The organism is Synergistaceae bacterium, from assembly GCA_031267575.1.
Lineage (GTDB): Bacteria > Synergistota > Synergistia > Synergistales > Aminobacteriaceae > JAIRYN01.
On record JAIRYN010000056.1, the window covers coordinates 40,677 to 62,487 of the forward strand.

22 protein-coding genes are annotated in these 21,811 nt (G+C 53.4%); 5 read left to right on the forward strand and 17 right to left on the reverse strand.

Annotated elements, in window-relative coordinates; all coding sequences use genetic code 11:
* Nucleotides 1–107: 107 nt before the first annotated feature.
* Nucleotides 108–776, forward strand: a complete 669-nt coding sequence (gene tenA, locus LBJ36_09625; GenBank protein MDR1379291.1) for a thiaminase II — start codon at nucleotides 108–110, stop codon at nucleotides 774–776.
* A gap of 32 nt (nucleotides 777–808) precedes the next feature.
* Here tenA and lptB read toward each other — a convergent pair whose 3' ends face one another.
* The 3 genes from lptB to LBJ36_09640 form a co-directional block, all read right to left on the reverse strand.
* Complete coding sequence (lptB, locus tag LBJ36_09630) at nucleotides 809–1,531, reverse strand: LPS export ABC transporter ATP-binding protein (protein ID MDR1379292.1); 723 nt, start codon at nucleotides 1,529–1,531, stop codon at nucleotides 809–811.
* A gap of 340 nt (nucleotides 1,532–1,871) precedes the next feature.
* Nucleotides 1,872–2,807, reverse strand: coding sequence for a hypothetical protein (locus LBJ36_09635; protein MDR1379293.1), 936 nt, complete (start codon nucleotides 2,805–2,807; stop codon nucleotides 1,872–1,874).
* A gap of 29 nt (nucleotides 2,808–2,836) precedes the next feature.
* Nucleotides 2,837–3,931, reverse strand: a complete 1,095-nt coding sequence (locus LBJ36_09640) for a flippase-like domain-containing protein (protein ID MDR1379294.1) — start codon at nucleotides 3,929–3,931, stop codon at nucleotides 2,837–2,839.
* 71 nt (nucleotides 3,932–4,002) lie between these two features.
* On the opposite strand from LBJ36_09640, the gene LBJ36_09645 reads away from it, so the two are divergent.
* A complete protein-coding gene (locus LBJ36_09645) occupies nucleotides 4,003–5,361 on the forward strand; it encodes a radical SAM protein (protein MDR1379295.1) in 1,359 nt (452 codons plus the stop codon).
* 1 nt (nucleotide 5,362) lies between these two features.
* Here LBJ36_09645 and LBJ36_09650 read toward each other — a convergent pair whose 3' ends face one another.
* The 14 genes from LBJ36_09650 to LBJ36_09715 form a co-directional block, all read right to left on the reverse strand.
* Entirely contained in the window at nucleotides 5,363–5,554 is a 192-nt protein-coding gene (locus tag LBJ36_09650) for a hypothetical protein (protein MDR1379296.1), read from the reverse strand.
* Between the two features lie 244 nt (nucleotides 5,555–5,798).
* Nucleotides 5,799–6,320 carry a prepilin-type N-terminal cleavage/methylation domain-containing protein gene (locus tag LBJ36_09655; GenBank protein MDR1379297.1) on the reverse strand — a complete coding sequence of 174 codons (522 nt, stop codon included), beginning with the start codon at nucleotides 6,318–6,320 and terminating at the stop codon, nucleotides 5,799–5,801.
* The gene (gene gspG / locus LBJ36_09660; GenBank protein ID MDR1379298.1) at nucleotides 6,289–6,759 is read right to left on the reverse strand and encodes a type II secretion system major pseudopilin GspG; all 471 of its coding nucleotides are present in this window, start codon (nucleotides 6,757–6,759) and stop codon (nucleotides 6,289–6,291) included. The genes LBJ36_09655 and gspG overlap by 32 nt, the downstream gene beginning before the upstream one ends.
* Before the next feature lie 271 nt (nucleotides 6,760–7,030).
* Nucleotides 7,031–8,182, reverse strand: coding sequence for a type II secretion system F family protein (locus LBJ36_09665; GenBank protein ID MDR1379299.1), 1,152 nt, complete (start codon nucleotides 8,180–8,182; stop codon nucleotides 7,031–7,033).
* A gap of 41 nt (nucleotides 8,183–8,223) precedes the next feature.
* Nucleotides 8,224–9,840, reverse strand: a complete 1,617-nt coding sequence (locus LBJ36_09670; protein ID MDR1379300.1) for a GspE/PulE family protein — start codon at nucleotides 9,838–9,840, stop codon at nucleotides 8,224–8,226.
* 2 nt (nucleotides 9,841–9,842) lie between these two features.
* Nucleotides 9,843–11,861: a type II secretion system secretin GspD gene (gspD, locus tag LBJ36_09675; GenBank protein ID MDR1379301.1), complete on the reverse strand. Its 2,019-nt coding sequence runs from the start codon at nucleotides 11,859–11,861 to the stop codon at nucleotides 9,843–9,845.
* Between the two features lie 97 nt (nucleotides 11,862–11,958).
* On the reverse strand, nucleotides 11,959–12,306 hold the full coding sequence (locus LBJ36_09680; GenBank protein MDR1379302.1) for a prepilin-type N-terminal cleavage/methylation domain-containing protein: 348 nt from the start codon (nucleotides 12,304–12,306) through the stop codon (nucleotides 11,959–11,961).
* Nucleotides 12,293–13,288: a hypothetical protein gene (locus tag LBJ36_09685; protein ID MDR1379303.1), complete on the reverse strand. Its 996-nt coding sequence runs from the start codon at nucleotides 13,286–13,288 to the stop codon at nucleotides 12,293–12,295. The genes LBJ36_09680 and LBJ36_09685 overlap by 14 nt, the downstream gene beginning before the upstream one ends.
* A 72-nt stretch (nucleotides 13,289–13,360) precedes the next feature.
* The gene (locus LBJ36_09690) at nucleotides 13,361–13,975 is read right to left on the reverse strand and encodes a hypothetical protein (GenBank protein MDR1379304.1); all 615 of its coding nucleotides are present in this window, start codon (nucleotides 13,973–13,975) and stop codon (nucleotides 13,361–13,363) included.
* 31 nt (nucleotides 13,976–14,006) lie between these two features.
* Complete coding sequence (locus LBJ36_09695; protein ID MDR1379305.1) at nucleotides 14,007–14,510, reverse strand: type II secretion system protein M; 504 nt, start codon at nucleotides 14,508–14,510, stop codon at nucleotides 14,007–14,009.
* Nucleotides 14,511–14,523: 13 nt separating this feature from the next.
* Nucleotides 14,524–15,681, reverse strand: a complete 1,158-nt coding sequence (locus LBJ36_09700) for a hypothetical protein (GenBank protein MDR1379306.1) — start codon at nucleotides 15,679–15,681, stop codon at nucleotides 14,524–14,526.
* 117 nt (nucleotides 15,682–15,798) lie between these two features.
* Nucleotides 15,799–16,737 (reverse strand): general secretion pathway protein GspK, encoded by a 939-nt coding sequence (locus LBJ36_09705; protein ID MDR1379307.1) that lies wholly within the window; start codon nucleotides 16,735–16,737, stop codon nucleotides 15,799–15,801.
* On the reverse strand, nucleotides 16,715–17,308 hold the full coding sequence (locus tag LBJ36_09710) for a prepilin-type N-terminal cleavage/methylation domain-containing protein (GenBank protein ID MDR1379308.1): 594 nt from the start codon (nucleotides 17,306–17,308) through the stop codon (nucleotides 16,715–16,717). Before LBJ36_09710 ends, LBJ36_09705 begins: the two co-directional genes overlap by 23 nt.
* 20 nt (nucleotides 17,309–17,328) lie before the next feature.
* Complete coding sequence (locus LBJ36_09715; protein ID MDR1379309.1) at nucleotides 17,329–19,287, reverse strand: O-antigen ligase family protein; 1,959 nt, start codon at nucleotides 19,285–19,287, stop codon at nucleotides 17,329–17,331.
* A 277-nt stretch (nucleotides 19,288–19,564) separates the two neighbouring features.
* On the opposite strand from LBJ36_09715, the gene LBJ36_09720 reads away from it, so the two are divergent.
* Genes LBJ36_09720 through LBJ36_09730 form a run of 3 tightly spaced genes read left to right on the forward strand, consistent with a single transcriptional unit; the run spans nucleotide 19,565 to nucleotide 21,803 of the window.
* Nucleotides 19,565–20,353 (forward strand): ABC transporter permease subunit, encoded by a 789-nt coding sequence (locus tag LBJ36_09720; protein MDR1379310.1) that lies wholly within the window; start codon nucleotides 19,565–19,567, stop codon nucleotides 20,351–20,353.
* A 3-nt stretch (nucleotides 20,354–20,356) separates the two neighbouring features.
* Nucleotides 20,357–20,653 carry a hypothetical protein gene (locus LBJ36_09725; GenBank protein ID MDR1379311.1) on the forward strand — a complete coding sequence of 99 codons (297 nt, stop codon included), beginning with the start codon at nucleotides 20,357–20,359 and terminating at the stop codon, nucleotides 20,651–20,653.
* A 4-nt stretch (nucleotides 20,654–20,657) separates the two neighbouring features.
* Nucleotides 20,658–21,803, forward strand: a complete 1,146-nt coding sequence (locus tag LBJ36_09730) for an ABC transporter permease (protein ID MDR1379312.1) — start codon at nucleotides 20,658–20,660, stop codon at nucleotides 21,801–21,803.
* The last annotated feature ends 8 nt before the right edge of the window (nucleotides 21,804–21,811 follow it).

The following is a 21,811-nucleotide window of genomic DNA, read 5'->3' on the forward strand; positions in this document are numbered from 1 at the left end:
TTTGCGAGATTCAGCTTTTTCTTTGGCTTTATAGTCGAAGAAATACTATGCGAAACGTATCTACTCGTTATGAGTAGGATTAGTACGCTGAAAGGATTGGCAATATCATGAATGATATTTTTTCCGCCAAGGTTTTCGAAAAAATTCAACCGATCATGAAGCGGATTTATGAGCATCCATTTAATATGGAGCTGGCCAAGGGAACACTTTCGAGGGATCGTTTTTGTTTTTACATGCAGCAGGATAGCCTTTACCTTCTCCACTTCGCCCGCGCTCTGGCCTTCGCGGGCAGTAGGTCCCTTCAGGAGCGAAGGATTAGCGCGCTTTTAACGGCGGCACAAGGCGCGCTCCTGGCTGAACGCGCCTTGCACGAATACTATTTCGCGGAGTTCGGGGTTACACGGAGCGCAAAGGAAAATAGGGCTTGTTTGGGTTATACGTCGCTCATTTTGTCGACGGTTTCATTAGGGTCGTTGGGAGAAGCGCTTGCTGTACTCTTGCCCTGTTTCTGGATTTACCGCGAGGTGGGCAACCATATCCTCCATATTGCTGCGTCTCCGAACCCCTACGACAAATGGATACAAATGTACTCCGACAAGGAATTTTCCGACGGGGTGGATCGTTTTATCGATCTAGTGGATATTGTAGCCGGCGAAGCCGCGGAGCAGGAACGGTTGCTCATGGAAGATCGCTTCATCACCGCATCACATTTCGAGTACTATTTCTGGGATGAGGCCTATCGCATGAAAATAATGGATTGCGCCAGCGACATTTGACCGCCGTGGGCGCGGCGCGAGAAACTCGGCCTTTACCATTCAAAATGGGCACCCAAATAGAACTTTCGGGCAAGGGGGTTTTCCATCATCTCTTTGGGGGTGCCGTTCAAGATGATCTGTCCGTCGTGGATCAAATAGGTTCGATCCGTGATAGAGAGGGTTTCTCGCACGTTGTGGTCAGTGAGTAGAACACCGAAGCCCTGCCCTTTCAGTTCCTGAATCATGGCCTGTATATCGCTCACGGCGATAGGGTCGATACCGCTAAAGGGTTCGTCCAGGAGAATGAAACGGGGACGCAGAGGCATGGCGCGGGCAATCTCCACTCTGCGGCGCTCTCCGCCTGAGAGCGCGTAGCCTTTTGTCTCAGCCACGTGGGTGACGCCGAACTGTGCTAGGAGATCATCCACCACGTCGTCTACCCCTATTTCCTCGCAAGCCAGCTCTAGGTTTTCCCGCACTGTCAGATTGCGAAAAACCGAGGACTCCTGGGGCAAATAGCCGATACCGCCCCTGGCGCGTCGGTATACGGACATGTCCGTAAGGTCCCGATCACCGATGGCAACTTTTCCGGCGTCCGGCCGCACCAAGCCCACAATCATATAAAAAGACGTGGTTTTCCCCGCACCGTTAGGACCCAAAAGACCTACGATCTCGCCCTCCTCCACATCGATGTTCACATCGCTCACCACAAGTCGATTTTTGTAACTTTTGCGGAGGCCCGACGCCGTGAGCTTGAGCGCCGCTATTCGATTCATTTCTCTTATTGTCTGTATTTCTTCCATCTCGCCCGCCATCTCGCCCGCCCTTCAGCCACCGTTTTGTTTACCATAAAGCGATGAGAAAGCCAACGGCTTCAGCCCTTGGATGAGAATCGCAACGCCGCCAACGGCGGCGTTTGTTTTGTATTTGGTTTCTTGCCATATGGTGAACCATAGGGTTGCGACGAAAACACGGTGATAATCTCTAGTACATCCTTGCCGTAGCATTGTGATTGAAACCCTTAATGTTTCAGATGCTTCACCTATGCTTAACAATCTATTCATAGTTACTATATTAACATAGATTTAATTATATTTCTATCGTACTGTTCACATCCTATTCATTGACGTTTCCGAGCCTTTCCTCGTTCAAATCGATGGTGATCCTCACGGGAGACGGATTTTCCGAGGTACCTTGTGGGGGAAAGCCTCCTATCGCCTCGATCCTGTTGTCGTCCAGAAAGTAGACGAGGGACTGGGCGGTGAGAACACGACTCTTCTGGACAGCCTTCACGTTTCCGTTCAAGACGGCGCTACCGCGCTCTACGGAGTAGACGGCGCTGTCTCCGTGGATATCCATCATCTCTCCGGCGGTGTTAGGGCGACCCTTCAGATGAACGCCGCCGCCGGCGGTCAATGTTGTTACAACGCCTTTCCAGAGAGTCCCCTGTAGGCTCTCAGCTGTAAAGGAGATGTTCGCCTCGTGATCCTCCAAGCGACGAACGGCAAGGGCTGAAAAGTCCGGTCCCTTCATATAGAATTTGTCCGCGTCGATCGAGATTTTTCCCAGGTCGCCCTTGACCCTTTTTTCCGCAATATAGGTGGGCGTTTGAGCGAAAAAAAGCGAAATAGACCCCGCCACGAGGTCGATCCATTGACCTTGCCAATCTCCAGAGGCCGCGATGCCCTCTGAAAAATGGATTTCCTTGTTTTTCACGTTGCCCGTACCCCGTTGCGCACGAACCATCAAGCCACCAGCCTGAATCTGAACATTGCCGATGGCCAGAAAATCGCCGCTCATGGAATCGAAGCGCATTCTGTCGGCTGAAAGCTGGGCTTTGTCAGGCATGGCCGCCGTTGCCGCTGAGGCGAACAGAAAGAAAATCCCTAGGGTTAGAAAAAATCGAAGCAAGCGCTCAAAGCCTTTCTGCTCGATTCTCACCTGGCAAGGGTTTTCGTAGGGGGTTTCAGGGGGGGCAGTGAAGCCACTTTTAACCAAACGGACTCCGCCCCCCTGAGCTTGAATGTTTACAAATCGGATTTTGCGCTTCATTTTGCTCACCTCGCAATCTTTTCCGCGGATTAAGATCGTTTCGCTGGGAACGCCGCGCAAACGGCCACGCCTGCCAACGTTACTGGGACGAACTGGGCCATATGAGTGAAAAGAGCCAAGGCCAGGGCCTCGTCAGGACCGATTCCGCTGCGCTTTAGAGCCGTCAGGGCGACGATCTCATAGACGCCAAAAGCTCCCGGAGAAGAGGGCAGCAACATACCCAATGCGCTAATGGCGAAGATGGAGAGGGTGGTACTCCAGGGCAACCCCAACTTGGCCACCGCGTTGATACCCAGGGTCATCTGGAGGCTGTAAAAAAACCATACCGCCAGAGAGGTGACGGAGAGCCAGGCAAGACGTCCCAGCGACATGTTTTCCAGGACTCCCATCAGGGCTTGAGAAACGAAACGATGAATCCTTCCGCGGCCGAAAAGCCCCGCAAATCCCTCCGCCCAAGACGGGCGCAGATGGAAGAGGGTCAAAATCCCCCAACCCACCGTCAGACACACCACAAAAAACACCACGGCTTTCCGCTCGCCCATGTTCCAGAGAAACCAGAGGCTTAAAAGCGCCAGCACGTTCACATCGAAAAAACGTTCCATGAACACGATACCCAAAGTTTTTTGAGGAGAGATTCCGTTGTCGCGCCCCAGCCAGACGGCTTTCGCCACCTCTCCGGCTTTGGCGGGCAGAACGTTGTTGATGGCCAGTCCTGCCAGGGTCGCGCGGAAGGTCGATCGAAAGGGCAAAGGGGGAACGGTCATGTACGACAGTCGCAACCCCATGACGGCGTAGGCCATGAAGGAGACGGCCAGTACACCCAACATCGGCGAAATCGGATAGCGCTTCAACACAGACAACAGGTCCGTAAAGGAGACGCCTCGAAAAGCGTAGATCAAGCACAACAAAGACAACCCGTATTTCGCGGCCATCCACAAAACGCGTTTCCAATTCCCGGCTCCATTTGGAAATTTCATAAACGCTACCAACCCCATTGATCGCAAAATGACCCGCAGGCGACGCGTCGAACAATGACAATAATAACGCGAACTAGAAACAACGCCCCTTGCCGCGGCCAATCTATTGTATCCTATGACGACACCGTGACACGATGGAAAGGACATAAAATTCGGTATACTTGTCGTGAGAAAACGAACTGTGAAAAAGCAAACTGAAAAAAGGGAGAATCGAAATTTTGGAGCAAACGAACAAACGCGACTCTGAAAAACCTAAAAAAATACCGGAGCATCTCACAGGAGACGTCTCTCCCTTTCTTCGAGACCTACAAGGCGCTCGGATATTGGGAATTAATCCGCCCGTTTACGACTTCGCCTGGTTTGACCTCTGGTCGAAACCTGTGGGGCTGCTGACCTTGCTTCATGCTCTGAGGCGGATGGGCTGTCAAGTGGATCTCATCGATTGTCTTTACGAGGGACGGACGAAGCCCCTGGACTTCGGGCGCTGGAGAGTGGAGCGGACACCCGTCGAAAAGCCCGAACCCTACGCGGACGCGAAAATTCCCCGCAACTACTACCGTTTTGGGCTGAACAGCGCGGCTCTCGAAAAACGCCTTGCCTCTTGCCCTAGACCGGACGCGATTTTTGTTACATCAGGAATGACTTACTGGTATCAGGGCGTTTTCGAGGTCGTGAAAAAAGCTAAGGCTGCCTTTCCCCACGCGCTAGTGGTGCTAGGCGGCCCTTACGCGCGTCTCTGCCCCGCCCACGCGGTCCAAAGCGGCGCGGACTTCATTCAAACTGAACCCTTTTCTTGGTCCTGGTGCCCACAGAAAACCTCTCCCGCACTGGATCTTTATGACGCGCCTTCCTACGGCGTTCTCATCACCTCCTGGGGATGTCCTATGGAGTGCGAGTACTGCGCGGCGCGAAAACTGTGGCAAGGGTTTAAACAGCGCGGCCTTGAAGACATTTTCGCCGATCTGGCTTCCCAGGTGTCCCTCCAGACCGTGACGGACATGGCGTTTTACGACGACGCCCTGCTGCTGAACAAAGAACATCATTTCTATCCCCTCTGCCGACACCTTCGCCAGCATTACCCCAACTTGCGCTTTCACACACCCAATGGACTCCATGTGGCGCAGCTGGACGACGAATGTTGCCGAACGCTTTTTCATACGGGGTTTCGCACCCTGCGCCTGAGCTTGGAGGGGACAGACGACTACACCGGTAAAGCTAGCTCCGGCAAAACGACGACATCGGAATACGCCCGCGCTGTGGAGTCTTTGAGTCGGGCAGGGTATGAGCGTGACGTGATCGAAACTTATATTCTCGTGGGGCTACCCGGACAAGACCTCACGCATGTTCGCGCCTCTATCGAGACGGTCAAAAAATTGGGAGGGCGTCCCAAACTGGCGGAGTTTTCCCCCATTCCCGGAACACCTCTTTACGAAAAATCCCTCGAGTTGACGCCCCAAATCGCGGACGAACCCCTGTTACACAATAACACTATCTATGCCCCCTACGTGGCGAGAACCTTGCCTCCTCGCGAGCTGCAAAACTTGAAAGACCTGGCGCGAGGTGCGGCTCACGAATAACCTAACTGTAGTACTCCATCTTGTCATGAACGACCACCAACGAGTTGAAATCCTCGATTTTGGGACGCGACACAGTGACCGGTTCCCGCACATGTTCGTAATTTACGTTGGTCCGTCTTATCACGGCTCCTTGTTCTTTGTGGCGCGTATAACCCTCCGTGTGGATGATCGTGTTGTTCGTGACAATCCTCATTTTGCCCACCTCCTTGGCACTGGATAACTGTCTTGATCTGTATTTTACAGCAACCGGACCACCTGTAAAGATATCTATAACCTCGTCCAGTATAAGTGATAGCAGTGATAGCTTGGAAGTAAAAATCTATACAGGCTTAACGGCGGGAATTGTTAGCCCAAGACGAGCGTCTACGCTCCCGATATTCAGCATAGTTGGTTACCCTATTTTCCCTAGTGCTTGATCTACTCTCTAGATTGACTCTCTAGCTACCGTTTGCCTCAAACAAAAATCCTGTTACGGTTAGGAGGGCCGCGTCGCCCTCCGTGATGCGCGTATCCTTGTCCGCCCACAGAATACGCGCTGGGGTGCAGGTACCATCGGAGTAAAAGTAAACGATCTCTGGCTCCAGACGCCATTCGTCCCCCTCCAGAGGGTGACGGATCTCCAGCGGTTTCCACTCCAGAGTGTATTTGGTGGGATCGAACTGGTCTTCTACTCGGGAGAGGGTCTCCACAAGAATATGCCCTCTGTCCGTCCTTTCGGCAACCTCCATCCGCAGCCTCACTCTGTGCCCGTCCAGGACTAAGTCAGTGATCTCCATGATGGTTTGTTGCAGGACACGAAGAGGAGGGTCATAGAAAAAAAAACGTTTAGGGAGCGCCATAGCGGCCATCATCGCTATGATCCCCACCACGAGCATGACCTCAATCAAAGTAAAGCCTGACCGAACGGACAGGCTTTTATACAGACCTCTATGCCGGGTCGTGGTTGGTGATATCCGCATCCCAGCCTTCCCCGCCCTCCTCGCTGTCGCGAGCCGTCGAGAGGACATCGTAGGCGCCCCGTTCGCCCGGACAGCGATAAATGAAGGGATTCCCCCAGGGGTCATCGGGAATACTCTTCATATAGGGTTCGGGTGGATATCTTTTGGGGACGGGGGCGATGGTGGGCTTCCTGATCAAGGAGTCGAGGCCCTGCTGGGTTGTCGGATAAACGCCATTATGCAGACGGTACATCTCCAGAGACGAGACGATGCTTTCGATCTGGGTTTTCGTGGTTGTGCGCCGGGCCTCTTCCATGCGGGCCAAGACGTTAGGGGTGACGACCGCCGCCAACAGCCCCATGATAACCACCACCACCATGATTTCAATCAACGTGAAACCTTTGCGTTTTTCGAGCTTCCAATTTTTTTCTTCTTGTTTTTCCTTTTTCGATACGACCATAGAATGCAATCTCCTTTCGCTTATTTCGCTTATTTCGCTTATTTCGCTTATTTCGCTTATTTTATTTTTCAATCCGAAGTTTTAAAGTTTATCCGATATTGGTGTTGTTATCAATGAATCAACGAATCAACGAACCAACGCTCGACGTCATTCCGACGAGCCAGAAACAGCACGTTGTCCAGAGTACTGTCTTTGTATTTTTTGTATTTCCTGTTGCTTTATTATCCGTCATTCCAAACCTCCGAGACGACAAATTCAAGATACTCGACCATTATTTGACCATGCTGGAGAGGTCGAAGATGGGCAGCAAAATCGCTACCACTATAAAACCCACTGATATACCCAGCGTTAACACCATCGCCGGTTCCATCAGCGTCGCGATGCGCTCCATTTGACTCTGAGCGATTTCCCAGTTGTTCTGCCCCACGTTACTCAAGGCCTCAACCAGGTCGCCTCCCATTTCCCCCACGCGAATCACATACACGACCTCCTCGGGAAAACCCGTTTTTTCCAGCGCCTTATCAAAACGATGCCCCGCTTTGACCAAGTCAGCGATGTCCAGCCATCGCTGTGGTTTGGCATCCATGGATGAAGCCATCCGTAAACCCTGTACTAGGGGAATCCCCGATTTCAAGAGCGTGGCGAGGTGCGTCATGATCAGAGAAATCATCAACCGCTCGCGGAGACCACTCATGAAAGGAACGTGGAACTTCTTGCCGCGGCGCTTCATGATCAGCCAAAAGACAAAGAGGGCGATCAAGATAGGCAACCCGAAGGTATTGACGAAGTCCGCCAGCGTGAGTAGGATCCGCGTGGGTAACGGCAGGGCTTTGCCCATATCCGAGAACAGTACCGAGATCTTCGGAACCACATAGCTCAAAAGAAAGCTGACAACCCCGACGCCCACTACAATCATGACGATGGGATAGGTCATGGCGCTTTTGATTTTGCGCTGTAAGGTCTCCTCCATCCGAAACTGTTCGGCGGTCTGCTCCAGGACCGCGATCAGGGAGCCGCTCTGCTCACCCGACTCCACCACGCGCCATAGGGTCTCCCGGAAAGCTCCACTCTCGGCCAAGGCGACGTGGAACTTTTTCCCGCCCTCCACAGCGCTGAGCAACGCGCCAAAGGCCGCGCTGACCCGTTTGTCACGGCTCTGCTTGCCCAGGATTTTCAAAGAATCGGCTAAGGGCAGGCCAGACCTCAGGTACGACGCCAAGGAACGGCAAAACAAAATATGAGATTCTAGAGGCATCAACTTGGCTTTTTGTCGAGCGACCTTCTCCTCAGCTTGAGAGATGTCGACAACCACAACACCCCGCTCCGTTAGGCGCTCCACAGCTTGAATAGAGGAGGAAGCCTCCAGGATACCCTTCGTCTGTTTTCCCTTGCCGTCATAACCTGAGTAATTGAAATGCGGCATCCCCTCAAACCCCTTTTATTTTTATTATTTTTTATTCTTTTTTATTCTTCTCCTGCCACTCGTGTCAGCTCCTCTGGGGAAGTCTTTCCGCTGCTCACCGCGTCAAGGCCGATCTCCCAAAGGGTTTTGAAATTTCGTCCCCGGGCTATATCTCGCAACTTGGAGGCTGGAACTCCCGCGGAAACCGCCTCTTGGATTTCTTCATTGAGCACGAACTGTTCGTAGAGGCCCAAACGACCTCGGTATCCCGTGTTATTGCACTGAGGACAGCCCGCGGGTTCGTAGGCCATCGTCACGCCTTGACGAGCCATCATCACCGGAGGGTTGACCGGCCGGCGGCAATGGGGGCAAAGACGCCGCGCCAGCCGTTGAGCCACCGTTCCAATGATGCAGCTGGCGGCCAGGTAAGGTTCTACACCCATGTCCACCAAGCGGATCACCGCTCCGATGGAGTCGTTGGTGTGCAGCGTCGAGAGCACCAAGTGACCCGTCAGAGAGGCTTGAACTCCAATATGGGCCGTCTCAAAATCCCGCATCTCTCCGATCATGACGATGTCCGGGTCTTGACGCAGAATGGAGCGCAAGGCCGAAGCAAAGGTTACCCCTGCCTTTTCGTTTACTTGAATCTGAGCCACGCCGGGAAGAGAGTACTCTATGGGATCTTCCACCGTGATGATGTTCACCTGGGGCTTGGCGAGGGCCTGAAGGATGGCGTAAAGGCTTGTGGTCTTTCCCGATCCCGTGGGTCCGGTGAAGAGGATCATGCCGTGGGGTCGATAAATCAGGCTCTCCATCACCTCACGCTCGTTTTTTTCCATACCCAGGTCTTCCAGGGTGAGAAGCCCATACCCCTTGTCCAGCATACGCATCGCCAAGCGCTCGCCGTGCTGAGTGGGAATGAGCCCCACGCGAATATCCACAGCCCGGTCCCCCAACGTGATCCCGATGCGTCCGTCCTGGGGAGCCATGTGCTCGGCGATGTCCATCTTCGCCATAACTTTAATGCGGCTGGTGAGAGGGGCCTGGTGGGTTCGCGGCAGGCGGAGCCGGTCCTGGAGCACCCCGTCCACCCGGAAGCGGATCAATACTTCGTCCTCGTAGGGCTCTACGTGAATATCGGTGGCCCGCTGCTTCAAGGCGTCCACAAAAAGCCCGTTCACCAAGCGTATGACCGGCACGTCCACCGAGTCGCTCAAGACATCTTCCCGACTGAGGTCGTCGATGTCCTCGATGCCCTCCATATTTTTGGCGGCCTCGTCAGTGGCCACGCTGCGGATGTCGTAAAGGGTGTGCAATAGGTCCGAGATGTCCTTGTCCGGGTGCAATTCGAGATCAATAGGCAATCCCATGGCCACGCCCAGCATTTGAGCTTTCGTGTAGGCGTCCAGAGATACTGCCCCAACGATCAATACCCCATCTTCTACCCGGAGGGGCACGATTTTCGCGGAACGGAGAATGTCGAGTCCCATAGACTCAGGAAGTAACTCGACGACGGACTTGGCTTCGGGTAACGCCGAAACGATTTGTTTCTCTTCAGTTTTTCTTTCAGTTTTCCCTTCAGTTTTCCCTTCCGTTTCTCCGCCCTTTGCTTCTTCTTTCTCCAACGAAAGTTCTGGGGTTTCGGGCAGCCGCGCTATTGCTTCCTGGTTTGAAGTCATCTTTACTGCGCTTTACGACTTTTCTCGTACAGTTCTCTGAAACGCCTGTCCACTTCCGTCTCCACGGGGCTCATTTCCGGCCGAGTCTGGCCGAAATCCGATTCGAGGTTGGCGGCTTGGTTTGTCACCTTACGCATTTGTTTGGTATCGCGTATGATCTGGGGCGTCAGAAAGATGATGAAATCGATCTTCTCTCGCTCTTTTGACACCTTCTGGAACAGGCTCCCCACCAGCGGGATGTAGGAAAGTCCCGGCACCCGTCGCCTCAGGGCTTTCTCCGTCTCTTTTACGATGCCCCCTAAGATGATGGTCTCCCCGTCCTCTACAACCACCGAGGTTTTTACCTGGCGTTTGGCCGTCACGGGTGTCACAGAACCGGCAGCGGTGAGTACATCCTCCGTCGTCTGCTCGATGTCCAGTGCCACCACGTTGCCGCTGCGGATATGGGGTGTAACGGTCAAAGTCAACCCCGTGTCTTTGTAATCGTAGTTCTGTTGCATGGCGCTGGGGTTCGAGAGGTCCGAGGTCGAGCCCTTCAAAACGGGGATAACCTGCCCTACCTGGAATGAGCTTTCTTTGTTGTCGGTGCACATCAGACGCGGCACCGACAACACATTGACGGCGTCGTATTTTTTCAGCATTTCGATGGTCGCGTAGACTAGGGCCAAGGGCTCGTAGTTGGTCACAGTGTAAGTGGATCCGTTGCGGTCAAGAAGCTGCTCGCTACGGGAGAGTTCGTTAAACCACTCCATAAATTGGCTGGGGATGGCGGCCTCGCCCAATTGTCCCATGCCGCCCATCATGAAGTTGTCCCAGATCTGTCCGCCCATAATGGACCAGTCGATACCCGCTCTATCCAGATTGGTCACGTTGACCTCCGCCAAGAAGCCGCGGATCAAGACTTGCTTAGGCTGAATGTCGATCTCGTTCAGAATTTTTTCGAGAGCGTCGTACTGACGCTGGGTGGACGCGAAAATCAGGCTGTTGGTGGTCACGTCGGGCACCACGATGGCTGGAAAGTTGCCGTCTTGATTGGGCTGCAACATGGCGGACGCCGCCAGCACCTTGCTGATTTGCTCAGCTGCCGCCGTGGCGTCGATATTTTGGAGCTTGTAAATGTGAAAATCCCCCTGTTGGCGGTCCACGTCCAACTCTTTGATGATCTTGGCAGCCTCCGCGATGACGTTGGGTTCCGCCACGACGATGATCTGCCGACTGTTCTGGTCGGGAACGGCGGCGAGGCCTCGGAGGAGCCCTCCCGCCTGGGCGATGGCGTTGAGCTGGTTGGCGATAACCGCTGGGTCACCAAAGCTCAGGAAAAAAACTCGACTGGTCTTGGCGCTGGAGGGAATATCTAACCTGCGGATGAGTTCCACGGCCTTGCTGACGTCTGTGGCTCGCCCTTGCAGTACAATATCCCGGCCGTTGCCCACGGGGAGCACGATGACAGACTGCCCGAAAGCCTGTTGCAGTGCCTGGATCACAAAATCCGCCACAATATAGTCTAGAGGAACGATGTGGGTGACGCTTTCCTCGCCTTGGCCGGGACTGCCTTTACCTCTTCCCACATGGGAAGAGGTACTGACGCCTCCCTGTACCAGTTTGTCGTAGCTGCCCATGTTCTGTAAAGCCCAGCCCTGGGTCTGCAAGATGGACAAGAAAATTTGGCGCGCGTCGCGAAGGCTGGAGGGAGTGGGAGAGATAACGGAGATTTTCCCGGAGATGGTTGGCGGGACAACGACATTCCTCTGCATGAGTTCTGACATGAAACGCACAAACCTCACGAGCTCAATGTCTGTAAAATTAAACTGGACCATGCCGGCCCGGCGCATAGCTTGAGCCGCCGCGATCAGGGCCTGCTCGTCCTGCTCCAACCGCGCACCAGGAGTAGAGATTCCGTCCGCGGCCCACGCTATGGAAAAACGCGGTACGGGCAAAAGAATGGTTGACACAAAGATACTTAAAACAAAGATGATTAAAGTCGTAAACATGCAGAGGAGCGCTCCGCAAAATTTCCTCAAAATCATTCACCTTCTCGAATCGAAATCGTAGGATCACGCAAACTCTTTATAGGGTATAGGGACCTCAGTGTACCCGTTTCCCTTCATCCTATTGCGCCTATTGCGTTCCCGGCAGGTAAAGAACCATCTTTCGGTCCTGATACTCCACGGTGAGCCTTCGGAATGTCAACTCCAGTCCATCGACAACAGGAACGGAGTCGGTATCCACACTCCATTTTACACCGTCTTTTTCTCCGCTGTCGGACATGTCTTCTTTCGTCAAAAAATCGAGGCGCACTTTCTGGGCCTCGTTCATCAGTTCTTGTTCCATCTTGACCTCGGCCAACGTGCGGAAGGACAAGGTAAGCAGCTTGAATCCGGCCGCGGTCACAAGCCCAATGATCGCCACTGCTACCATCACCTCGATCAGCGTGAAGCCGTCGCGGCATCCGTTACCGAACGGCATATCGCAGAGAGGTATTTGTGCCGTTGCGTAGAATCTCAACGTCGAATCGGTCGTTGTTCATCAGCGAAGACATGGAGTTAGTGATGTCCATCATGTTCTGGAAGCGGATGCCGTTGATGGAGCGGATCACGTCTCCTCTCTGTACCCCCAACTGGGCCAGGATACTGTCTCTGTTGATCCACTGAACCTGTAACCCCTGCTCTCCCTCCGCAGGACGAATACGAACGTTCCTCAGCTCTTCAAAGGGGTTCTCCATCAGCCGATTGACCATATCCCGGTTGATTTCGCCGTTGACCCCTTTCGTCGGATCGGCGGCAAGCACCTGCTGTCCTAGGTTCCCCTTCGCTGATCGCACTGTGGTTAGAGAGGGAGCCGGCAAGGCCGCCAGCCCTTCCTTGCTATAGCTCAAATCCTTGACCACGCGTTCCTCGCCTTTTAAGAAAATCGCCTGGCGGTAGGTCACTTCTTCCAATCTGTAAACATCGAAGCTCTCGCGGAGCAAAATCATATGTTGTTTCCCCTGGTCTTCCAACAAAACGCCGGTGCCAGGCATGGTCCACCGCACCACGGCCGTCGCCAGAGAACCCGTGATCGGAGGAGGCGCGTTCTCCTCTTTCTCTTCTTCCATCGCCTCTAGGTCCGGCAAAACCATGGGCGTGACTTTGAAGGGATTGCTATTCAAAAAAGCGGTCATATTTGACATATCGGAGTCCTGTGCCGCCGCGAAGGCGGCGGAAGAAGCGGAAAGGGGACGGTTGCTCCGATTAGCGCCATCTAGCCAGACCCCCAGACAAACCATACCGAACCATCCTAGCACGAGCCCTATCAAAGCCGGCAGTGCCCACGTCCAAAGCCGGTAATAAACCCCTCCTTCGGAGCGAACTACGGCAGGCAATGGCTTTTCGCCACTTTTGCTCGGCATCGGCTTCGCCATTTTTCTGAACCCCGCAACGAGAAATCGCGCCGCGTTTTTTATTTTCATGGTCTTCTTTTCCTTTCTATACTTTATTATTCCATTGTTCTCTTTATTATTCTCTTGATTATTTTTTTCTGCTTAATTGACTGCCCTACGAAGAAGCCAGCGTCCCGGAGACTCTTGCCGTAGAGGCAGTAAATTCCCCAAAGCGGGCATTTCTTGTTCAAAGGACTCCGACTTGACGTCGATTGTCACATCTGCCCAACGAATAGGAGGATAGGCGGAGGAAGCGATGAGCAGAGTTCCGTTCATCGAAAGTTCCCCGTTGCTGCGCAACCCTTCCAGAAGGACCCCCTGGGCGCTGATAGAAACCATCACGCGGCCATTGCCAATCGTGACACCAGGGATCTTTCTGAGTGGAGTCACGGCCACGTCTCCCAAGACGCCGCCGGTAAAGGAAATCCGGCAGGTGGGGGCCATGTTCAACAAAGACGCCGCCAAGTCCGGAACGATCATCAAGGTTCTAATGGAGCCATCCATCACTCCCATAAAATTGCGGACGCTCAGATCCTCCACCACAAATCCCCCCGGCGCGTCCCCCACGAAGGAGTAGGTGACGGAAAGCTGCAACCTCCGGATCGTCGCCAACAAAAGGCTCTCTCCCACTTGTTTCCAGGGCATAAAAAACCACATGGCCATACCGGCTCCAGCAATTAGCAGAAGTCCCTTCAAAAGAAATTTTATCGTTTTCATTCTGTCAAAACCTCTCGACGAAAAATACCCTTCATGCCTCCGTCCCAATGACGGCGTACAAGGAGAAAAGACGTTCTTCCCCCGCTGGGAGGGCGCGGATTTCCGCGGAGATGACCCGAATGCCTCGGGCAGCAAGAGCGCGCACGATCTCCGTCATTTCCTCCGCGTAAAGGCGGTTGATCTCCACGGTACATCTTCTGCCGTCGGGGGCGGGGGCGATTCTGGTGACACGGCTACCCAGTTCGACCTGAGCGGAAACCCGTGTGAAGGTCGTCATCACGTCCACCGCGTTCGTGTTCACGTCGGAGGGATCGGAGGCGAGACTCTTATACTCCGCGGCCAATTGCGAAAGGGTTTGATAACGGGTTTCTTGTTGGGTCAGGGATAAAGACGCGTTTTTAGACATATCGGAAAACCAGCTTGCGGCAATCCAGCTTGCGGCAGCGCAAAAGGTCACCACAAGAAAACGCGCAGAACCGTTTACCTCTCCCCGGATGATGGAGCGTATTTTGTTGAAATTCAGATCGAAATTCATCGCCACGCCCGCTTCACCACCTTACGCTCAAATCGAATCGATACCCCACGCCCGGTGCGGTCTGTAGATTGGCCAATTGGGCGACGCTTGCCCGCGCGGTCCATGCCCGCCAAAAATCTTGGGCCGCTTCCATGCTCGGTGCGGAACCCGTGTAGTCGACCCCTTCTAAATTATAGCGCGCGAAGTCTAAAGTCACGTCCATACTGGGGTCTTGTTCGAAGATCGCGCCCAAATCGGTGAATACCTCGTTGAGCAGACGCCCTTCGGAGGAGCCGCCTCGAAGCTCCGCCACCTTGACAATGGCCAGGTTCAACGGGTCGGGAATCCGCCCTGTCCTCAATGGGTCAAAAGTCGAACGATAAAGTTCTGAAGAACGGTCGCGCAATTCCACCACGCTTCTCCGGGTTTCGTAATAACGCAAAACGTTCCCCCCCAAGACAAAGAGTCCCATGAGCAAAAGCCAGGACGCCACGCGAGAAAGGGCACTCACGGTTCGCTCCAGTACGAGCGCGCTGTCCAGGGCGCTTCGGGAGAGGTTCACCTCGCCAATCCAGGGGTACAGGTCAAGGCTTTTTTTGACGATCTCCGACAGACTGGCTATTTCGGGTCGGGTCGCGTCCAAGGTGAATGTATTCCCTATCTCTTCCTCTTTGGACTTGCAGTAGGCCTCGTACCAGGCAAGTTCCGATTCCTCGCTGGCCCGCTTCCGCGACTTCCAGCGGTAGAGAACGGGAACCCCGCCCCGCCAAAGCATGGAGCAGATATTTTCCTCGTCCAGCCAAAACGTCGCCCCTTCTCCCTCCACTTGGGAGACCAAGGGCAGAGGCGCGGGCCAAACCCGGTTTTCCACTTGGATCGGCGCTCTCACGCTTTCCAAATCCGCAGAGGGAACGAACCAGGCTACTCCGCTGCTGCTCCTCGAGGTCTTGTCCAGAAGCGAGGGGAAAAGCTCCATTTCCCCGACCGAGGCATAAGGCAGAACCTGCAACTTCAGCGCCTCTCGAATGCGAAAGACGTTATTAAAAGGAAAGGCAAAAGGAAAAATCGCCACCGATTTTAACGGGGCCAATGTCACGGTATACTTGACGCGTTTCGGCGTGGAGAACGACGGAATCCTATTAGCCGTCTCCGCGGTTACGCGAAAAAAATCGGCATTTTCATAAAACAGCACTCGAACTCCTCCTACATTTTACAATATTTCACGTGTAAATATTCCAAATTTCACGTAAATATTCCAAGCTCATGGCTCTATTTAGGATTCTTCCTATTAAAACTCTTCCCAACGGAATTAAGACTCTTCCCAACGGACGACCTTACCGGCCGTTTTGTCGAAGATAACGTTGAAACTCGTTCCTCCTCCAGTTTCCTCCAGGATTTCGATCTTGATCATGAAATATCGACTTTTGAAAGCCGTCAAGTTCATGAGGGTCGTCACGGCCTTGGCGGGAAAGCCTGGAATCCGGCGAAGGTCGGCCGTCCCCTTCAATGCCTCCTGTTCGCGGTAATCCGCGATTTTTTCGGCCAACGACCTATCCAGTCCGGGGAGAATCTCCATGACGTGCACGGGAGCCACGTTCAAGTTGATTTTTCCGTCTCCCCAGAGGGTGCAGTAATCCGCCAACCCCTGCTTCTCAGATCCCCCGTACAGGATCTCAGGGGTGATTTCCTTCAGGCCCAGAAGCTCCGATAGATCCAGAAGGGAACGATTGAGATAGGTTTCCTGCTCCGCCCCGCCCATGCGGGGCCTGGCGTTTTTGTCAAGGAAGTCCAGAACCCGGTCAGTCAGCTCTCGGTGCTCCAGCTTCGTCCATAGATCTTCCCAGGTTTGGCGCAGCTCGTTGCGAAGCGTATTGCCATCGGGTAGGAAAAGATGCCTGATGGGGATCTTGTCGTCCAAAGGAAGCACCTGAACCACCCAGGTTCCCTGGTCTCCGGCGGGCAAGAAAAAGGGTTTGAACCAGTCGAGCCGTAAAGAATCGTAGTTGACCAGAGTATTGGCCTTGATCCCCGCCACGATGGAGAGGGTCAGGACCTGAGCCATACTCCGGTTCGCCAAGGAGACTTTTTCACGCAAGGCGTTCTTCACCTGTAAACGGGTAAACCACGCGAAAGAAGTAGCGCAGGATATGAAAAGAACCCCCAACAGCAATACGGACACCAGAACAAAGCCGCGCCGTTGTCTTGTCTTGAAAAAAGAAGGCTTTTTATTGGGGAAAACCGAACACATATTCGACTTGCTCCTCCCCTCGCGTAAGCGAAAACTTCATACCTCGGGGCAGCCCGCCCTCATAGCTGTCGCTCCATTCCGGCGGCTCCAGTACGGACAGGTTCAACTCCGTGATATAGGGAGCGATCAACTGTCCATCCTCTTCCTTCAGTTTCTCGTATTCCACGTTCTCGGGCAGGGTTCCTGGTAGAAGCCAGCGATAAAGGCCGGAAACGCGGTCCTCGTTCATGACGGATCGTTGGATCAGTCGATAGACCAAGCTACCGGCCGCCAGGTTCTGTTTCGCGGGGGTGGCACTGGCGATGATCAAGGTGTCATCTTCTCCTCCTCCCAAACGCTGGTGATCGATCACTCGGACCACCGTTGGGGTGAGGCGCAAGCCAGCCATCACGTCCTGAGCTATAAAAGCGGCAGTACGGCGCAGGGCGGTTTCGTTGGAATAAGCCACCTCCGTCTCCGTGATTTGACGGATTGCGTAAACCACCGGGGCCAGGGCCAAAGACGCGATCAACCCCGTCAAGGCGACGGCTATGAGAACTTCTATAAGTGTAAAAGCAGAGTTCGATCGCATTCGGTTAAAATCGCATTCGGTTAAAAAGGATCAATGCCCTCCTCGGGCACGGGCTCGACAATCCTCATTCCTCCGGAGCTGTGCAGCGGAACTAAGATGAGCGCGCTGACCACATTTCCCAAGCTGTCTATAGCATCCTGTTGAACTCCCAGCCGATAGGAACCCGGCTTCAAGTAACTTGCCAGGGCTCTGAGAATGTCCACCTGCTGAAGACGTTGGGACCAGTCGAGCAAAACGCGAAGTTCCTCAGAGTGAGGTTCCTGTAAAAAATACTGCCACAACAATTTGAAGCCCTCGAACACCGTCTGGGGGTTCTGAGTTCTTTCTCCCTCTCGAAGGTAAAAATACCCTAAGTTTTTCTGGGCCTCGTCGTGGACCATAAAGTGTTGAGAAGCCCTTTCCAAAAGGCCCCGCTGGACGGAAGCATTGCGAGAGTTCGAGGCTTCTCGGATCATTCTATCGCCCACCATACCGTCGGCCAAATAATAGAGGCTTCCCAGGCTGGCTGTCAGCAAGACCATGCCACAGACCCGGGATAAGCTCCCCAAAGAAAAGATCTTTCGGGGCATCAGGGCCGCCGCCATGTCCCGATTAGACAGCGCGAACCCTAAAGAAAGCCACAGGATGTTTTCGATGCGATGGAAGGGTCGAGTCCACAGAGCGTTACAGGAGATTAGCGTAACGAGGGCGCAGGCCCAGATGACCTCCAGGTCCGCGTGCTCCCTGCGCCGCAACGCCGTGAAGAGGAGGGCAGCCCACAGTCCCCACATCGCCAAAAGGAGAACGCCCCCCGGAATCCCACCCTCGCAGAACCACTGCAAAAATTCGTTGTGAGCCCAGTGGGTGTATTGCCACAGTTTATCGGGATAATGCGTGAACATCTCTCGCTGGGCTTCGAGGTAGTGCCATTTGTACTGGCCGATGCCCACACCGGAAAAAGGTTGCATATTGAACATGGTGACCGACGTGGCCCAAATGCCGTCTCGCCCACCAAAGGTCTCCATGTTCTTGAACATATCGAATATTTTAGCCACCAATTCCGTGGCGCGTCCAGAATTGACCGCGAAAACGACGACCAAAATCAGTAAAAAAGCGATGCCTACGTGCCCTAGGCGTTTAACATAGCCACTCCCGAACTGGCGCAAGGTGATGAAGCTCAGGACCATCAGGGCGACGGTTAGAGAAACCAGAGCAGAACGGCTGGTGCTGTTCAAAAGACCCCACATATTGATGCACATAAGTAGAATATTGAGAAGCGTCACGACGGGGTGGCGCTTTTTGCCTGAAGGGGTTGTGGCGTAGGCTATGTAAAGGTAGATGGAGCTCATGACGCAAATAGCCATCCATAACCCGAACATGTTTTGTTGTCCCGTGTTACCGATGTAGTTGCCGGGGGTAGGAAGAATCAGGTTGGAGATCCCATTGAGGTTGCGGATCTGGAGTTCCGCGAACACCACATTGATCGCGGCGTTGATGTTAGCGAGCCACAGCAGCGGGCGCAACGTCCGACTGGGAAAGGAGTTCCACGAGATGACATAAAAGGCCCACACGGCAGAGAAACAGATGAGTTCCTGGATGAAACTGGACTTTGAGGAAATGGAGACCCATGTAGATTGCATCATCGAATAGGCCAAAAGACCCAGCCAGATCGTTCCGAAGAGATCGACCTTGAAATTCACATGTTCCCTGCCGTGGTACGTGAGGCGAGCGCCGGCCACGATCAGAGCCATCCCCACGGGTACTCCCGCCACGACCCACTTGATCAAATGGAGGGTGTCGTACCAATATACGCCCGAATAAACCAGATTCGGAAGCGTTAGGGAGATAATCCACAGAGGCGCCAAGATCATAGGCGGGACAAGAGGAAACGACTTGCTGGAAGGCAGATTGGAAACCGGTTTGAGAGGCGGGGTGTTTTCTTGTTTTTTGAATATTTTTCTTTCCAGTTTTGAGATTGCCACAAAATCACGACCTTTCACGTTCGCCTAACGTTCGCCACAACCCTGCTTCATTTCAATTTTAGCGAACGTCGAACATCTTAGCATAAAATGAAGATTGCCGAGAAGCTGCTCTCCTGCCTCCGTCATTTAGCCGATGTCGTGTATGTTCCCTCTGGCAGTATACGCAGTATATAATGTTATTTAAGAATAAAATGTCATTGAAGAATAAATCGAAGAAATAATATTGAAGAATAAATCGAAGAATAAATTGATTTTGGCGTTCGATGAAATTATCTTGAAATGATGGGGTGCTGGTTTGACGAAGCTGTTGGCTCTGGTAAAAAAAGAAGGACTTCAGATCGTCCGCGACCCGAGCAGTATTTTGATCGCCTTCGTGTTGCCTATGGTACTTCTTTTTTTGTTTGGGTATGGTTTATCGCTGGATGTCAAAGATATCCGCCTAGGTATCGCTCTGGAGGATCAGGGATGGGAAGCCCGCGACCTAATGATGGCCTTTTGGGGCAGCCCCCGCTTTAGCCCTGTTGTGGCCTTGACCCGGCAGGAGCTTTTTCCCTTATTAGCCACAGATGAGCTGAATGGTGTCTTGGTGATTCCCAGCGGGTTCTCCGCGGCATGGCTCTCCTCGGGGTCTCACGCCGCCGTTTTATATTTAGCCACGGACGGGATCTTCCCTAATCTCGCCGCGTTGATTCAAAATTACAGTGTCGGGGTCGTCTCCGGATGGGCTGGCGGGGAAGGACTCGTCACCTTGACGCCCCACTTTTGGTATAACAGCGAGATAGAGAGCCGTTATTCCATCCTGCCGGGAATCATGGCGATTATCATGGCCCTCATCGGCACAATGCTGACTTCTCTGGTGGTGGCCCGAGAGTGGGAGCGGGGCACGATGGAAGTTCTCCTTTCCACGCCCTTAAGTCCTTTCGAGATCCTTCTGGGAAAGCTGATTCCCTATTATCTGCTGGCGATGTTTTCGACGTTCTTTTCTCTGGGCGTCGCTGTAAGCCTCTTCAATATTCCCTTCCGAGGATCCTTTTTTATGCTTTTCTGTGTGGCTTCCCTTTTTATGCTCGCGGCTCTGGGGTAAGGGTTGATCATCTCAACCTACACAAAAAACCAGTATCTCGCTTCTTTCGCCGCGTTGTTGTCCGCGTTCCTTCCGGCGGCGCTGCTGTCGGGATTTGTTTTCGAGATCGACGCCATGCCTTTGCCTCAAAGGATCATCGCCGCGGTTCTGCCAGCTCGTTACTTGGTGACCTGTCTGCACACCCTCTTTCTTGCGGGGGACACTAAAGGCGTGCTCTTGCCCAACATGCTGAAGCTGGCGGCACTCGGAGCGCTCTTTCTGGGGTTCACCCTACGACATACTCCGAAGCGGTTGGCTTGACGCTATGGCTTCGCTTCGTGACTCATTTCGCCGCGTCATCACCTTGACGATGAAAGAGTCATGGGTCGTCATGCTGGACAAAAAGACTCGATTCCAGTTATTCCTGCCTCCTCTCGTCATGCTTTTTGTCTTCAGCTTCGCCATCACGATGGAGGTGAAAAACGCTTCTCTGGCGGTGTTAAACCGCGATTCCGGAGACCTGGGCCGTCAATTCGTCTCATATTTTTCCTCCGGTCCCACCTTTACCCGCGTCTTCGAGTTGAAAAGTGTTCAGGAAATCCGGCCGACGTTGGAAAATCAACAGGCCTTGCTGGTCCTCCACATCCCAGAAGATTTTTCGGCGAAACTTTTATTGGGACACCCGATTTCCGTACAAACTCTCCTGGACGGCAGAAAAGTCAACGCGGCCCAGATCGCCAACGGTTACGCCAATACCATCGCTCAGCGGTTCGAGTGGGATTTGCGCTTCGAATGGGGTCTAATAAAAGAACCCCTTTCTTCCGGTCCTCCACTGGAGGTACTCACACGGTATTGGTTCAACCCGAACCAGTCATTTCTGTGGTTCAACCTGCCGGTGCTGCTGGTGTTGCTGACCCAGATGATCGCCTTGATCGTGTCGGGAATGAGCGTCGCCAGGGAGCGGGAGCTGGGGACCTTCGAACAACTGCTAGTTTCCCCCCTTTCCTCGGTGGAGATCGTCATCGGAAAGGCATCCCCCGCCGTCTTTCTGGCGTTTTGCGAGGGCATCGTCATTCACGGCATCGCCCGGACAGTGTTTGGTGTCCCTTTCACAGGCAGTCTCTTACTTCTGGCGTTTTCTCTCTGGCTTTTCATTTTATCGGTGACGGGAGTGGGACTTTTCATCTCATCCATCTGCGACACGCAACAACAGGCATTCCTGGGCTGCTTCGCCTACATGGTGCCGGCGGTGCTACTTTCGGGATTTGTGGCACCCATCGAGAACATGCCCCGCTTTTTACAACTCTTGACATTGTTGAATCCCGCGAGACACATCATCAGGACCTCCTTGGGGATTTATTTAAAAGATTTATCTCTGTCAGCCATCCTGGAGGAAATCTTATGGCTCGGTGGCATAGCCGGGGTAACGCTGCTCTTTGCGGCGTGGTTCTTCAAGAAGAAAACGCGGTAAGCGATCAT

Excerpts from the sequence above, each read along its gene's own strand:
- tenA (MDR1379291.1), top strand. The coding sequence starts at position 108 with ATGAATGATATTTTTTCCGCCAAGGTTTTCGAAAAAATTCAACCGATC.
- lptB (MDR1379292.1), bottom strand. The coding sequence starts at position 1,531 with ATGAATCGAATAGCGGCGCTCAAGCTCACGGCGTCGGGCCTCCGCAAA.
- LBJ36_09635 (MDR1379293.1), bottom strand. The coding sequence starts at position 2,807 with ATGAAGCGCAAAATCCGATTTGTAAACATTCAAGCTCAGGGGGGCGGA.
- LBJ36_09640 (MDR1379294.1), bottom strand. The coding sequence starts at position 3,931 with ATGTCCTTTCCATCGTGTCACGGTGTCGTCATAGGATACAATAGATTG.
- LBJ36_09650 (MDR1379296.1), bottom strand. The coding sequence starts at position 5,554 with ATGAGGATTGTCACGAACAACACGATCATCCACACGGAGGGTTATACG.
- LBJ36_09655 (MDR1379297.1), bottom strand. The coding sequence starts at position 6,320 with ATGCGGATATCACCAACCACGACCCGGCATAGAGGTCTGTATAAAAGC.
- gspG (MDR1379298.1), bottom strand. The coding sequence starts at position 6,759 with ATGGTCGTATCGAAAAAGGAAAAACAAGAAGAAAAAAATTGGAAGCTC.
- LBJ36_09665 (MDR1379299.1), bottom strand. The coding sequence starts at position 8,182 with ATGCCGCATTTCAATTACTCAGGTTATGACGGCAAGGGAAAACAGACG.
- LBJ36_09670 (MDR1379300.1), bottom strand. The coding sequence starts at position 9,840 with ATGACTTCAAACCAGGAAGCAATAGCGCGGCTGCCCGAAACCCCAGAA.
- LBJ36_09680 (MDR1379302.1), bottom strand. The coding sequence starts at position 12,306 with ATGCCGTTCGGTAACGGATGCCGCGACGGCTTCACGCTGATCGAGGTG.
- LBJ36_09685 (MDR1379303.1), bottom strand. The coding sequence starts at position 13,288 with ATGAAAATAAAAAACGCGGCGCGATTTCTCGTTGCGGGGTTCAGAAAA.
- LBJ36_09690 (MDR1379304.1), bottom strand. The coding sequence starts at position 13,975 with ATGAAAACGATAAAATTTCTTTTGAAGGGACTTCTGCTAATTGCTGGA.
- LBJ36_09695 (MDR1379305.1), bottom strand. The coding sequence starts at position 14,510 with ATGAATTTCGATCTGAATTTCAACAAAATACGCTCCATCATCCGGGGA.
- LBJ36_09705 (MDR1379307.1), bottom strand. The coding sequence starts at position 16,737 with ATGTGTTCGGTTTTCCCCAATAAAAAGCCTTCTTTTTTCAAGACAAGA.
- LBJ36_09710 (MDR1379308.1), bottom strand. The coding sequence starts at position 17,308 with ATGCGATCGAACTCTGCTTTTACACTTATAGAAGTTCTCATAGCCGTC.
- LBJ36_09730 (MDR1379312.1), top strand. The coding sequence starts at position 20,658 with ATGGCTTCGCTTCGTGACTCATTTCGCCGCGTCATCACCTTGACGATG.